Annotated in this window: 14 protein-coding genes; 8 read left to right on the forward strand and 6 right to left on the reverse strand. The window is 71.9% G+C overall.

Annotated elements, in window-relative coordinates; all coding sequences use genetic code 11:
- Positions 1-93: 93 nt before the first annotated feature.
- The 4 genes from RNB18_RS33495 to RNB18_RS33510 all read left to right on the forward strand — a co-directional run bounded on the left by RNB18_RS33495 (position 94) and on the right by RNB18_RS33510 (position 3,601).
- Entirely contained in the window at positions 94-1,503 is a 1,410-nt protein-coding gene (locus RNB18_RS33495) for an MFS transporter (RefSeq protein ID WP_311717858.1), read from the forward strand.
- A 71-nt stretch (positions 1,504-1,574) separates the two neighbouring features.
- Positions 1,575-2,078, forward strand: a complete 504-nt coding sequence (locus RNB18_RS33500; RefSeq protein WP_311717859.1) for a hypothetical protein — start codon at positions 1,575-1,577, stop codon at positions 2,076-2,078.
- A 19-nt stretch (positions 2,079-2,097) separates the two neighbouring features.
- Positions 2,098-2,763, forward strand: a complete 666-nt coding sequence (locus tag RNB18_RS33505) for a futalosine hydrolase (RefSeq protein ID WP_311717860.1) — start codon at positions 2,098-2,100, stop codon at positions 2,761-2,763.
- Entirely contained in the window at positions 2,753-3,601 is an 849-nt protein-coding gene (locus RNB18_RS33510) for a 1,4-dihydroxy-6-naphthoate synthase (RefSeq protein WP_311717861.1), read from the forward strand. The genes RNB18_RS33505 and RNB18_RS33510 overlap by 11 nt, the downstream gene beginning before the upstream one ends.
- Here RNB18_RS33510 and RNB18_RS33515 read toward each other — a convergent pair.
- Together RNB18_RS33515 and RNB18_RS33520 are read right to left on the reverse strand one after the other, a co-directional pair.
- The gene (locus RNB18_RS33515; RefSeq protein ID WP_311717862.1) at positions 3,594-4,052 is read right to left on the reverse strand and encodes a hypothetical protein; all 459 of its coding nucleotides are present in this window, start codon (positions 4,050-4,052) and stop codon (positions 3,594-3,596) included. The genes RNB18_RS33510 and RNB18_RS33515 overlap by 8 nt on opposite strands.
- Positions 4,052-4,435 carry a cold-shock protein gene (locus tag RNB18_RS33520; protein WP_020122829.1) on the reverse strand — a complete coding sequence of 128 codons (384 nt, stop codon included), beginning with the start codon at positions 4,433-4,435 and terminating at the stop codon, positions 4,052-4,054. The genes RNB18_RS33515 and RNB18_RS33520 overlap by 1 nt, the downstream gene beginning before the upstream one ends.
- A 163-nt stretch (positions 4,436-4,598) precedes the next feature.
- Here RNB18_RS33520 and RNB18_RS33525 point away from each other — a divergent pair, with 163 nt between their 5' ends.
- The gene (locus tag RNB18_RS33525; RefSeq protein ID WP_057608587.1) at positions 4,599-4,859 is read left to right on the forward strand and encodes a hypothetical protein; all 261 of its coding nucleotides are present in this window, start codon (positions 4,599-4,601) and stop codon (positions 4,857-4,859) included.
- Here the strand turns inward: RNB18_RS33525 and RNB18_RS33530 are convergent.
- Both RNB18_RS33530 and RNB18_RS33535 read right to left on the reverse strand, forming a co-directional pair.
- Positions 4,826-5,470 carry an HAD family hydrolase gene (locus tag RNB18_RS33530; RefSeq protein WP_311717863.1) on the reverse strand — a complete coding sequence of 215 codons (645 nt, stop codon included), beginning with the start codon at positions 5,468-5,470 and terminating at the stop codon, positions 4,826-4,828. The genes RNB18_RS33525 and RNB18_RS33530 overlap by 34 nt on opposite strands.
- 52 nt (positions 5,471-5,522) lie before the next feature.
- Positions 5,523-6,581 carry a hypothetical protein gene (locus tag RNB18_RS33535; RefSeq protein ID WP_311717864.1) on the reverse strand — a complete coding sequence of 353 codons (1,059 nt, stop codon included), beginning with the start codon at positions 6,579-6,581 and terminating at the stop codon, positions 5,523-5,525.
- A 133-nt stretch (positions 6,582-6,714) separates the two neighbouring features.
- Here RNB18_RS33535 and RNB18_RS33540 point away from each other — a divergent pair, with 133 nt between their 5' ends.
- Positions 6,715-9,237 carry a helicase-associated domain-containing protein gene (locus tag RNB18_RS33540; RefSeq protein WP_311717865.1) on the forward strand — a complete coding sequence of 841 codons (2,523 nt, stop codon included), beginning with the start codon at positions 6,715-6,717 and terminating at the stop codon, positions 9,235-9,237.
- Between the two features lie 100 nt (positions 9,238-9,337).
- Positions 9,338-10,237: a UTP--glucose-1-phosphate uridylyltransferase gene (locus tag RNB18_RS33545; protein ID WP_311717866.1), complete on the forward strand. Its 900-nt coding sequence runs from the start codon at positions 9,338-9,340 to the stop codon at positions 10,235-10,237.
- A gap of 3 nt (positions 10,238-10,240) precedes the next feature.
- Here the strand turns inward: RNB18_RS33545 and RNB18_RS33550 are convergent, their stop codons facing one another.
- Positions 10,241-10,789, reverse strand: a complete 549-nt coding sequence (locus RNB18_RS33550) for a hypothetical protein (protein WP_311717867.1) — start codon at positions 10,787-10,789, stop codon at positions 10,241-10,243.
- A 138-nt stretch (positions 10,790-10,927) separates the two neighbouring features.
- Between RNB18_RS33550 and RNB18_RS33555 the strand changes: the two genes are divergently transcribed.
- A complete protein-coding gene (locus tag RNB18_RS33555) occupies positions 10,928-12,577 on the forward strand; it encodes a DNA repair helicase XPB (RefSeq protein ID WP_311717868.1) in 1,650 nt (549 codons plus the stop codon).
- Positions 12,578-12,590: 13 nt separating this feature from the next.
- Here the strand turns inward: RNB18_RS33555 and RNB18_RS33560 are convergent, their stop codons facing one another.
- A complete protein-coding gene (locus RNB18_RS33560) occupies positions 12,591-12,953 on the reverse strand; it encodes a hypothetical protein (RefSeq protein WP_057608590.1) in 363 nt (120 codons plus the stop codon).
- Positions 12,954-12,985: the final 32 nt, after the last annotated feature.

Consider the following 12,985-nt stretch of genomic DNA (forward strand, 5'->3'; position numbering starts at 1 on the left):
ACGTGATGATCCGTTGCCTCCGGTGGCGCTTCATATGCGTTCATACGCGCGGTAACCGCACTACTCACAGCTTTCTCGGGGCACTATGACGGGGTGGCAGCCGCGAGGACACCCCAGGGAGCCACCGGAGTCGGTGGCGGTTCGGGCCGGATTACCCAGATGACAGGGCCCGTCCGTGCCGTCGGGCGTGCCCTGCACTTCCCGTTCACCGGTACGGCCCGGGGTATCCGCAAGGCGACCCACGCGCACGGGGCGGGCGAGTCCGGCCTCGGCAAACTGATCGAACTGCACGCCGTCAACGGCGCGGGTGACGTGATGATCACCGTCGCGCTCGCCTCGACCGTGTTCTTCTCCGTGCCGACCGACGAGGCCCGTGGGCGCGTCGCGCTCTACCTCGCGATCACCATGGCGCCCTTCACGGTCCTCGCGCCCGTGATCGGCCCGCTCCTGGACCGCCTCCCGCACGGCCGTCGCGCCGCCATGGCGGGCGCGATGCTCGCCCGGGCGATGCTCGCGCTCATCATCGCCGGGGCGGTCGCCACGGGCAGCCTGGAGCTGTATCCGGCGGCTCTGGGCGTACTGGTGGCCTCCAAGGGGTACGGCGTCGTCAGAAGCGCGGTCGTGCCCCGGCTGCTCCCGCCCGGCTTCTCCCTGGTCAAGGCCAACTCCCGGGTCACCCTCGGCGGCCTCCTCGCCACCGGTATCGCGGCCCCGATCGGCGCGGGGCTCCAGGCCGTCGGACCGCGCTGGCCGCTGTACGGCGCCTTCGTGATCTTCATCGCCGGTACGTTCCTGTCCTTCTCCCTGCCGCCGAAGGTCGACTCGGCCAAGGGCGAGGACGTGGCGCTGCTCGCCGCCGACGAGGAACATCTGCACGGCCCGCACCTCAAGGCCGTGAAGCGGCCGGGTCTGCGCACGGTCGGCACCGCCGTCACCCACGCCCTCGGCGCGAACGCCGCCCTGCGCTGGCTCTCCGGCTTCCTCACCTTCTTCCTCGCCTTCCTGCTGCGCGAGCATCCGCTGACCGGTGAGAGCGCGGCGGTCTCCCTGGGCCTGGTGGCCGTGTCGGCGGGCGCCGGCAATGCGCTCGGTACGGCAGTCGGGGCCTGGCTGCGCTCGAGAGCGCCGGAGATCATCATCGTGACGGTGGTGGCGTTCGTGCTGGGCGCGGCGATCACGGCGGCGATCTTCTTCGGGGCGTTCCTGGTGGCGTGTCTGACGGCGGTCGCCGGATTCTCACAGGCCCTGTCCAAGCTGTCCCTGGACGCGCTGATCCAGCGGGACGTGCCGGAACTGGTCCGCACCTCGGCGTTCGCCCGCTCCGAGACGCTGCTCCAGGTGTCCTGGGTGTTCGGCGGCGCGGTCGGCATCGTGATGCCGCTCAACGGCTACCTGGGCCTGTCCGTGGCCGCCGCGGTCGTCGCCGCGGGCTGGCTGGCCACCGCGAAGGGGCTGCTCAGCTCGGCACGGCAGGGCAGCGCGCCCAAGGCGCGAGTGGCCTAACCCGCCCCCGACGCACGGCACGCCGTACCCCGCATAAGGGGACCGTAGGACGCGCCAGATAGCCTTCCGCCATGACCACGCTGCAATCCGATGTGCGACGCCGCCGTGCAGTCGCCGCCGCCGGCCTCGTTTCCGCCGGACTGCTCGTCCTGTCGGCCTGCGACAAGCCGACGCCGCGCGTCACCGTCACGGTCGGTTCGACCTCGGTGAGCTCCGAGGCCGCCTGCTACGACGACGGCAACGACCTCGGCCAGGCCAAGGTCGCCAAGTGCGCCCTGGAGAAGGACGACGTCAAGACGATCAAGGTCAAGCAGAGCGAGACCCTGCGCGTCGGCGTCGACCAGAAGATCGCTGACACCGGCTGGGCCCTGTGGATCAACGGCCAGCAGATGACCTACGTGTACAAGAAGTCGTACTACGCCTTCGACGGCGTCGACCTCTTCGCCCAGCAGCAGGGCCAGGCCCCGCAGAAGACGCTGTACATCAGCATCGTCGAGCAGGACAAGACGACCTCGGGCCAGAGCAAGGAACACAAGGGCGTGTGGAACTTCAAGCTGGAGAACTCCGACTACTGATCCGTCGGAGCCGTAGCTGATGCGCATCCTCGTGGCCACCGCCGTCCCGGTCGAACGGGACGCGGTGGCCCGCGCGTTCGAGGGCACGGCGGCGGCCGTCGACGTCGTCGCCGTGGGGGTCGGGCCCGCTCTCGCCGCCGCCTGCACCGCCACCGCGCTCACCATGGCCGCCGTGGAGGGTGCTCCCTACGGCCTCGTCGTCTCCGCCGGGATCGCCGGCGGGTTTCTGCCGCACGCGCCACTGGGGTCGCTCGTCGTCGCCGACGAGATCACCGCGGCCGACCTCGGGGCCGAGACCGCCGAGGGGTTCGTGCCGGTGACCGACCTGGGCTTCGGGGTCGTCACCCACCGTCCGCCCGAAACACTCGTACGGGCCGCCGTGGCCGCGACCGGGGGCCGGGCCGGAGCCGTGCTCACCGTCTCCACGGTGACCGGTACGGCCGCCCGCGCGACCGCCCTCAGAGAACGCCATCCCACCGCCCTCGCCGAGGCCATGGAGGGCTTCGGGGTCGCCGAGGCGGCCGGGGCGCACGGGGTGCCCGTGCTGGAGGTCCGGGCCGTCTCCAACCCGGTCGGTCCGCGCGACCGGGCCGCCTGGCGGATCGGTGACGCGCTCGCGGCCCTGACCGAGGGGTTCGGGAAGCTGGCACCCGTACTGGAGGGTTGGAAACACCATGACGACTGAGCCGCTGCAGATCGCGTACTCCCCCTGCCCCAACGACACGTTCGTCTTCGACGCGCTGGCCCACGGCCGGGTGCCGGGGGCGCCTTCGCTGGACGTGACCTTCGCCGACATCGACATCACCAACGGGATGGCGGAGCGCGGTGAGTTCGATGTGCTGAAGGTGTCGTACGCCGTGCTGCCGTACGTCCTCGACGAGTACGCGCTGCTGCCCTGCGGGGGTGCGCTGGGGCGCGGGTGCGGGCCGCTGGTGCTGACGCGGGAGGCCGACGTGGATCTCACTGGTCGCACCGTCGCCGTGCCGTCCGAGAGGTCGACGGCGTATCTGCTGTTCCGGCTGTGGGCGGCTGACGTCCTCGAGGGCGGGGTCGGGGAGATCGTCGTGCTGCCCTTCCACGAGATCATGCCGGCCGTGCGGGACGGTCGCGTGGACGCGGGGCTCGTCATTCACGAGGCGCGGTTCACGTATCAGAACTACGGGCTGTACAAGCTCGCGGACATGGGCGAGCACTGGGAGTCGACGACGGGGTTGCCGATTCCGTTGGGGGCGATCATCGCCAAGCGCGCTCTCGGTACCGAGCGGCTGAAGTCGCTCGCCGAGTCCATCCGTACGTCCGTCCGAGCCGCTTGGGACGAGCCCGCGATTTCCCGGCCTTACGTCATGGAACATGCGCAGGAGATGGATCCCGCTGTCGCCGATCAGCACATTGGTTTGTACGTCAACGAGTTCACCGCGGACCTCGGGGAAGACGGATATGCGGCGATTCGAGGACTGCTGACGCGGGCGGCCGCGGAAGGCCTTGTGCCCGCTTTGGGGCCCGACGCGTTGTCGTTCACCTGACGCGTTCCCGCGGGGCGTTCGGCCATTGGGCCAGTTTCAGCATTCCCAGGACTCGGTGGATCAGGAAGCCGGCGAGCGGCAGTTCCACGCACACCGCCAGTGCCGCCGACCACCAGACGTCCGGGGTGCCCAGGGCCAGCGACACGTCGAACCACGCGTCGCAGACCAGCAGAGCACCCGTCGACACGGCCGCCACCACGACCCCCCGGTGGCGGCGCCAGCCGAGCAGGGCCGTGGCGGCCATCGCCACCAGGAGCAGGACGTCGAAGCCGACCCAGGTGGTGCGCCACTGGCGGACCGTGTAGCCGCTGGGCAGCGTGAACGCCAGCAGGATCGTCCACGGGACGAGGCCCACGGCGCACACCGTGAGCAGTTCCAGGGTGTGGCGCCGCTGCCGCCGGATGCGCTCCAGCAGCAGCGGGGACGGCGCCTCGGTCTCTGTCTCGCTCACTACACGTCGAGTTGGTCGGCGACCGCTCGCAGGAGACCGGCGATCTTCCCGCCCGCCGCCTTGTCGGGGTAGCGGCCGCGCTCCAGCATCGGCGTGATGTTCTCCAGAAGGGTCGTCAGATCCTGGACGATGGAGGCCAGTTCGTCCGGCTTCTTGCGCGTCGCCGCCGCGACCGAGGGGGTCGGGTCGAGGACGGCCACCGAAAGGGCCTGGTCACCGCGCTGCCCGGCGACCACCCCGAACTCCACCCGCTGTCCGGGCTTCAGCGTCTCGACTCCGGCAGGGAGGACGGAGGAATGGACGAAGACGTCACCGCCGTCGTCGCGGGAGAGAAAGCCGAAGCCCTTCTCACTGTTGAACCACTTGACCTTGCCGGTAGGCACGTCTGTCCTCGTCCTCGTACTCGTCGGAAAACTGCTTCTGAAACGGCTCTTGATAGCACTGGGGCGGGTCGTCGGGACCCGCCGGTTCCCAGGCTAATGGTCTTCAGGCCGGTGACAAGACGTCGCCCGGTTGTTCCTTCGCGCAGGGAACTACCCTGGTCCGGTGCGTGACAAAACCCAACCGAATTCCGCCGCTCCCGGTGACCGACTGATCCGTGCCGGAGCCATCGTCTTCTTCATCGGTGCGGTGGCCACTCTGGTCACCGTGGCCCCGTTCCTGCTCGGAACGACACCTTTTCCGACGTACATGTTCGGATTGAGCATGCTCATGGCCGTCGGGTTCGTGGTGGCCGGTGCGGGGGTGCTGCAATCGGTCGCGGCGGGAAGGCGTCAGGCGCGGGCCGGAAGGCAGCCCGCACGGTAGTCCGAAAACCACCCCGGGAACTCGGTGAGATCTCCGAGGACGACATCGGCTCCGGCCTCGCTCAGTTCCTCGGCGGTGCATGGTCCGGTGGACACCGCGACCGAGAGCGCCTCGGCTATCCGCGCCCCGCGCACATCGCCGGTGTGGTCGCCGACGTACACGCTCGCGCCGTGCTCGCGCAGCGCCGCGCCCTTCTGCTCGGCCCACAGGTTGCCGATCACCGCGTCCGGCTCCATGCCCAGGTGCTCCATGTGCAGCTTGGCGTTGGGCTCCCACTTGGCCGTCACGACGACCGCCCGCCCGCCGGCCGCCTGTACGGCGCCTATGGCCTCGCGGGCGCCGGGCATCGCCAGGGTGCCGGTGATGGCGTACGACGGGTAGAGCTCGCGGTAGAGGCCCGACATGGCGGGGATGCGGTCCGCCGGGAACCAGTACGCCATCTCCTCCTCCAGCGGCGGCCCGAGCCGCGTGACCACCAGGTCGGCGTCGACGTACGTCCCCGTCCGCTCCGACAGCTCCACCCAGCAGGCGTGGATGCCGGGGCGGGAGTCGATGAGCGTCATGTCGAGGTCGAAGCCGACGGTCGGGGCGGTGATGCTCGCAGAGGCCATATGGGCCATTGTGCCCGGACGGCGGGGCGCCCAGACACCGGATTTCCGCGGCCTACCGCTGCCGCTGCGAGCGCCACACCAGGAACAGCGCCGACGCCACGGCCGCGCCCCGCACCACCCATGGCCAGGTCTCGGAGATCGCGTCGTTCATGTGGCCCTGGGCGATGGGCTCGCCCCAGCGGCCCTCGTTCCGCCCCCACAGCCAGACGAGCCCCGCGGTGAGCGAGAGGCCGGGCAGGATCACGACGGCCCATTTGGTCTCGGCGTCGGTCAGCCGGCGCGAGGCCCAGGCGATGAGCCAGCCGACGACCAGGACGAGCAGGTTGCCGAGGACGGCACCGGCGACGAGCAGAGCGGCGGCGAGCAGGAGGAGGGGGTTGCTCCAGCCTCCGCCTCCGGAGCCCGCGGCCCGGAAGAAGGGGCGCCTGCGGGCCGGGACGGCCTCGACGACCGGTTCCGCGGCCTTCGTGACCGTCTTCGGCCTCCACCAGGCCGTACGGGTCCTCACCACCGGCGCGGGCGCCACCTGCTCCACGGCCGGCGGGGGCTCGGGTTTCTTCTCCTCCTTGGGCGGCGGGGGCTTCAGCAGCTCCGGGATCTCCACTCCGCCCACGAAGCCCGGCACGCTGTCGCCGACGCCGAAGGGACTGCTGTCCACCCGCCACCAGTCGGGCTGCGCGGCACTGTCGCCGAGCTCGTCCAGGCCTGCCAGATGCGGCCCGTGGGACATGTCGCGGTCGGCGGCCGGGGCGGGCTGCGGCGGGGTCTCGGGCCGCTGCCGGGGCACGACCTTGCGCAGCCCCTTGGGCCGCTCGGTCTCCTCCGGCTCCCGGTCCCGCTGTACGGGCATGGAGACGACCGGCGCCTGCGGGGCGCTGCCTGCCGTGCCTCCGGCGGCGGTGACCACCTCGTCTGGGCTGCCCAGGCGGGCGATGATCCGGCGGACGGCGGCGGGCGAGTCCACGGTGACCTTGGCGCGCCGCCGGTCGATCTCGTTGCGCAACTCGGAGACGAGTCTCATTCGGGTGGACGACGGCAACTGCCGCTGCTGCGCGACGTCTCCGACGCGGCTCAGATACTCGTAGACGACCTGGTCGCTCTCGATACCCACGAAGTCCCCTCCGGGGTTGGTGCGTTGGCTGCCCCGTGGGACGAAACTAGCGCACCGCCCCCGGTGACGCGCACCCCCGCCGACCGCGCCTGCCCGGTCCTGCGGCCGGAGGCAACCCGCTACCGTTGGTCGGATGAGCAACCCGGCCGTACCGCCGCGCTCCCTCGCGGAAGCGCTCCGGGCCAGGGACGACGCCTCCCTGGCCGCGCTTCTGCGTGCCCGCCCCGACCTCATCACCCCCGTGCCCACGGACCTGACCCAGCTCGCGACCCGGGCCGGAACGCGGGCGTCGGTGGTGCGGGCTTTGGAGCGGCTGGACCGTTTCGCGTTGCAGACGGCGGAGGCGCTGGCCGTGGCCGCGGACCCGGCGCCGTACGAGGAACTGCGGGCGCTGCTGACCGGTGACGGCGGCGACCCGGCCGTCTCTTCGGCGCTCCCCCGCGCCCTCGCCACCCTGCGGGAGCAGGCCCTGGTGTGGGGCGACGACGACCGGCTGCGGCTGGTGCGCACCGCCCGTGAGCTGCTCGCGCCCTCGCCGCAGCATCCGTCGCCGACCGGGCTCGGGCCGACCGTGCAGGAGGCCACGGCGGGGATGTCGCCGGGCCGCATCCAGGACATCGTGACGGCGACGGGGCTCGGCTCGACCCACGACGCGGTGTCGGCGGTGGCGTCGCTGACGGCCCTGTTCACGGACCGCAAGCGGATGTCCGCGCTGCTCGCCGGGCTCCCGGAGGAGTCACGGGAGGTGCTCACCCGGCTGGTGTGGGGTCCGCCGTACGGCCAGGTCACCGCCGAACCGGCGGCCCATCTGCGGCGCCTGCTGGACCTGGGGCTGCTGGTGCCGACGGCTCCCGGGACGGTCGTACTCCCGCGGGAAGTGGCCCTGCATCTGCGCGGCGGCCGTGCGCACCGCGCGGTGGAGCCGCTGCCGCCGGCCGTGGAGCCGACGGCGACGCACCGTCCACAGGTTGTGGACGCGACGGCGGCCGGGCAGGCGTACACCGCGCTCGCGACCGTCGAGGAGCTACTGAAGGACTGGGACGAGGGCGGGCCCGCGGTGCTGCGGGCGGGCGGCCTCAGCGTCCGCGACCTCAAGCGCACGGCCGTCGCCCTGGACGTGGCGGAACCGGTCGCCGCGTTCTGGGTCGAGCTGGCGTACGCGGCGGGCCTGCTGGCCTCCGACGGCGAGGCGGACGAACGGTACGCGGCGACCCCGGCCCACGACGAGTGGCTGGAGCAGCCCGCGGCACAGCGCTGGGCCCGTCTGGTGGAGGCGTGGCTGACGGCGACGCGGGTGTCCGGCGTGGTGGGCGGCCGGGACGCGAAGGAACGCACGCTGTCGACGCTGGGCCCGGGACTCGACCGCAGTGCGGCGCCAGAGGTGCGACACCGGGTGCTGACGCTGCTGGCGGGGCTGCCGGAAGGGGCGTCGCCGTCGAAGGAGTCGGTGCTGGCCCGGCTGCGCTGGGAGCGTCCGCTGCGGGGGCCGCAACGCGAGGACGACCTGCGGTCACGGCTCGCCGAGTGGACGCTGGCGGAGGCGGAGCTGCTGGGCGTGACGGGACGGGGGGCCCTGTCGGGGCACGGGCGGGCGTTGCTGGGCGCGACCGCGCCGAAGACGCCGGACCAGGCACCGGAGGGTCCCGGGGACAAGCTGCCCGTGCACCATCGGCCCACCGTGGCGGAACCCCTCTCCCCCGCCGAGCAGGCCACCGCGTCCGCCGCGGCCGCCCGGCTGCTCGCGCCCTTGCTGCCCGAGCCGCTGGACCACGTCCTGCTGCAGGCCGACCTGACCGCGGTGGCCCCCGGTCCGCTGCAGCGGTCGTTGGCCGAGGTGCTGGACGTGCTGGCCGACGTGGAGTCGAAGGGCGGGGCCACGGTCTACCGCTTCACCCCCGGCTCGGTACGCCGTGCTCTGGATGCCGGCCAGTCCGCCTCCGACCTGCACGCCTTCCTCGCCGCGCATGCGCGGACGCCGGTGCCGCAGCCGCTGACGTATCTGATCGACGACGTGGCGCGCCGGCACGGCCACCTGAGGGTCGGCGCGGCCTCCGCCTACGTCCGCTGCGACGACGACGCCATCCTCAACGAGATCCTCGCCGACAAGCGCGCGGCGGGCCTGCGCCTGCGCCGCCTGGCCCCGACCGTGCTGGCCGCGCAGGCCGACCCGGCGTCACTGCTGGACGGCCTGCGGGCGATGGGCTTCGCCCCGGCCGCCGAGTCCGCGGAGGGCGACGTCCTGATCACTCGCGCCCACGCCCACCGCACCCCGCCCCGCACGGCCCCCGAACCCGTCCCGGACGGCCCGCCGATCCCCGACGCGACGCTCCTGTCGGCCGCGATCCGGGCGATCCGGGCAGGTGACCTGGCCTCGACGACCCCGCGCAGACAGACCGACGAGCCCCCGCCCGCCACCGGCGAGCTGCCCCGCACCAACTCCGCCGAGACCCTCGCCACCATGCAGGCCGCCGTCCTCACCGGCGAGGCCCTGTGGATCGGTTACGTCAACGCCGAGGGCGCCGCCAGCCAACGCCTCATCGCCCCCGTCCGCGTCGAGGGCGGCTTCGTGACGGCCTACGACCACACCGCGGACGAGGTCCGCACGTATCCGCTGCACCGGGTGACCGGGGTGGCGGAGCTGGCGGACGAGGCGTAGGGCTCGAAACCGGCGCTTCCGGGACGGGCTGGGGGGAAACGTCTCCTGGACAGGACCGTGTGTTCGGGACACATTCGGTGTCTTCGGCGAAGGGGATTTCATGGCAACGACGATCCGCAGGGCGGTCATCCCCGCGGCGGGGCTGGGATCCCGTCTCCTGCCCCTGACGAAGGCGACCCCGAAGGAGATGCTGCCGGTCGGCGACAAGCCGGTCATCGAACACACCGTCCGGGAACTGGTGGCGTCCGGCATCACCGACATCACCATCGTCGTCTCCGGCGGCAAGGGCCTGATCCAGGACCACTTCCGCCCCAATCCGGCCCTCGTCGCGCAGCTGCGGGCGGACGGCAAGACGGCCTACGCGGACGCCGTGGAGGAGGTCGGCGAGCTCTCCCGGCTCGGGCACATCACCTACCTCGACCAGCACGGCCCGTACGGCAACGGCACTCCCGTCCTCAACGCGGCGCGCAACATCGGCGACGAGCCGGTCCTGGTCCTGTGGCCGGACGACGTCTTCGTGGCCGAGGTCCCGCGCGCCCAGCAGCTGATCCGCGCCTACGAGGCGACCAGCTGCCCGGTCCTCGCCCTGCTGCCCATGGACCCGGCCGACTCGCAGCGCTACGGCGTACCCCGGGTCAAGGAGGACCTCGGTGACGGGCTGCTGCGCATCACCGGCCTGGTCGAGAAGCCGAAGCCGCAGGACGCGCCCTCCGCCTACGCGGCCATCGGCGGCTATGTCATCACCCCCGGCATCATCGAGGAGCTGCGCAGCCAGACCGAGCGCTGGTACGAGCACCGGACCGGCGAGATCTACCTGACGGACGCCATCAACACCTACGCGAGCAGCAAGGCCGTCTACGGCCAGGTCATCCAGGGCCGCTGGTACGACACCGGCAATCCGCTGGCCTACCTCACGGCCCAGTTCGCCGCCGCGCTCGCCGACCCGGAGTACGGCCCCCATCTGCGCCGGCTGGCCGAGCTCGCCGAGGACCGGCCCTGACGGTCAGCAGTCCACGACGGCGGCGCCCGCAGGCAGCCCGAAGTGGGTGCGGGCCTCGGCCTCCAGGGCGCCGGAGGACATCGAGTCCTGCGCGAGCGAGGCACCGACGACCCCGAAGTGAGTCCTCGTCCACCGGGCGTTCCCGGCACCGTCGGGGGCCTCCTCCCGGGACACGACCCGGTAGCCGCCCGCGGCCGCGTCGTCCCGCTCCAGCCGCACCACCTGCGGGACCTGCCCGGCGCTGCACTCCACCAGGGAGTCGTCGTGCACGCCGTACTCCACGCACAGCGTGGTGACGTCCGCCCGCACATCGCCCCCGTGCTGCTGGAGACCCAGCGCCTCCGCCCGGCAGAACCAGCGTGCCTTCAGAGCGGGCACCGTCTCGCCGTATCCGCTGCCCCGCGCGTCGGACGCGAGCCGGGCCTCGATCACCGGCCGGACCTGGTCCCACAGCCGCGTGTCGACATCGGCCGCCGGCCACATCACGTAGGCACCCGTCGCCACCAGCACCGCGACCGCTCCCCCGCCGACCGCCCATCTGCCCGCAGACATCCCCATACGTCCTCCCCGCCCGTCTCCCGTCAGTGAAGACACACGAGCAGGGGCCGAGGTTGCACGCCGCCGAGCTCCCTTGATCGTCCCTGGTTGAGGCACACTGGACGTTTGGCCCGTGCGGAAGGATGCATGTACGTGAACGGTCCTCTCATCGTCCAGTCCGACAAGACCCTGCTGCTCGAGGTCGATCACGAGCAGGCCGACGAGTGCCGTCGGGCCATCGCGCCGTTCGCGGAGCTGGAGCGGGCGCCCGAGCACATCCACACCTACCGGGTGACGCCGCTGGGGCTGTGGAACGCGCGGGCCGCCGGGCACGACGCCGAGCAGGTGGTCGACGCGCTGGTGCAGTACAGCCGGTATCCGGTGCCGCACGCCCTGCTCGTCGACGTCGCCGAGACGATGGACCGGTACGGGCGGCTCACGCTCAGCAAGCACCCCGCGCACGGGCTCGTGCTCACCACCACCGACCGGCCGGTGCTGGAGGAGATCCTGCGCTCGAAGCGGATCATCCCGCTGGTGGGGGCGCGACTCGACCCGGACACCGTGGCCGTGCACCCCTCCGAGCGCGGGCAGATCAAGCAGACGCTGCTGAAGCTGGGCTGGCCCGCCGAGGACCTCGCGGGGTACGTGGACGGCGAGGCGCACCCGATCGAGCTGGCCGAGGACGGGTGGGCGCTCAGGCCCTACCAGAAGCAGGCCGTGGAGAACTTCTGGCACGGCGGGAGCGGGGTCGTGGTGCTTCCCTGCGGGGCGGGCAAGACCCTCGTCGGCGCCGGGTCCATGGCGCAGGCCAAGTCGACCACGCTGATCCTCGTCACCAACACCGTCTCGGCCCGGCAGTGGAAGCACGAGCTCGTGAAGCGGACCTCCCTGACCGAGGAGGAGATCGGCGAGTACAGCGGGACGCGGAAGGAGATCCGGCCCGTCACCATCGCCACCTACCAGGTGCTGACGACCCGGCGGAAGGGCGTCTACCCGCACCTGGAGCTCTTCGACTCCCGGGACTGGGGGCTCATCGTCTACGACGAGGTGCACCTGCTGCCGGCTCCCGTGTTCAAGTTCACCGCCGACCTCCAGGCCCGGCGCAGACTCGGGCTGACCGCGACCCTCGTGCGGGAGGACGGGCGGGAGTCGGACGTGTTCTCGCTCATCGGGCCCAAGCGGTTCGACGCGCCGTGGAAGGAGATCGAGGCGCAGGGGTACATCGCGCCGGCCGACTGTGTCGAGGTGCGGGTGAACCTGACCGACTCCGAGCGGCTCGCCTACGCCACCGCCGAGCAGGAGGAGAAGTACCGCTTCTGTGCCACGACCGCGACGAAGCGGAAGGTCACGGAGGCTCTGGTACGCCGGTTCGCGGGCCAGCAGATCCTGGTGATCGGCCAGTACATCGACCAGCTCGACGAACTCGGCGAGCATCTGAACGCTCCCGTCATCAAGGGCGAGACCTCCAACGCCCAGCGCGAGAAGCTCTTCGACTCCTTCCGGCAGGGCGAGATCAGCGTGCTGGTGGTGTCGAAGGTCGCGAACTTCTCGATCGACCTGCCGGAGGCGACGGTCGCCATCCAGGTCTCGGGGACGTTCGGATCGCGGCAGGAGGAGGCACAGCGGCTGGGGCGGGTACTGCGCCCGAAGGCGGACGGCCACCAGGCGCACTTCTACTCCGTCGTCGCCCGCGACACGCTCGACCAGGACTTCGCCGCCCACCGCCAGCGGTTCCTCGCCGAGCAGGGGTACGCCTACCGGATCGTGGACGCGGACGAGATCCTGGCGGACGACGGCGCCTGAACCGGAGCCCCGGTCACGGCATCGGAAGGGTGAAGACCAGCACCAGTACGGTCAGCGGCGGCAGCACCGCCACGGCCGCCAGCCATGCGCGCAGGGCCGACCAGCGGCGGTGCCGGGGCAGGGCCCAGGAGGCGACGTACGCGGGCAGGGTGACCAGGATCCCGAACTCCAGGATCCCGTAGATCACGGTCAGAGAGGTCATCAGCGCCGGCGGGCAGTCGTCGGGGCCGCAGGAGTCGGTGGCCATCGCGGAGAGGCCGCCGAGGAACAGGGCGGCCGGTCCGAGGAGGACCAGCAGGATCGTCGCGACGAGAGGGGCCACCCAGGCGCGACGGTCCTGGTCGGTGGCGTAAACCGGTGCGGTCGCTGTCGTCATGCGTCCGAGTGAACCGCCCGGGGGGACGGACA

Origin of the sequence: Streptomyces doebereineriae (assembly GCF_031845645.1) — a bacterium.
Lineage (GTDB): Bacteria > Actinomycetota > Actinomycetes > Streptomycetales > Streptomycetaceae > Streptomyces > Streptomyces canus.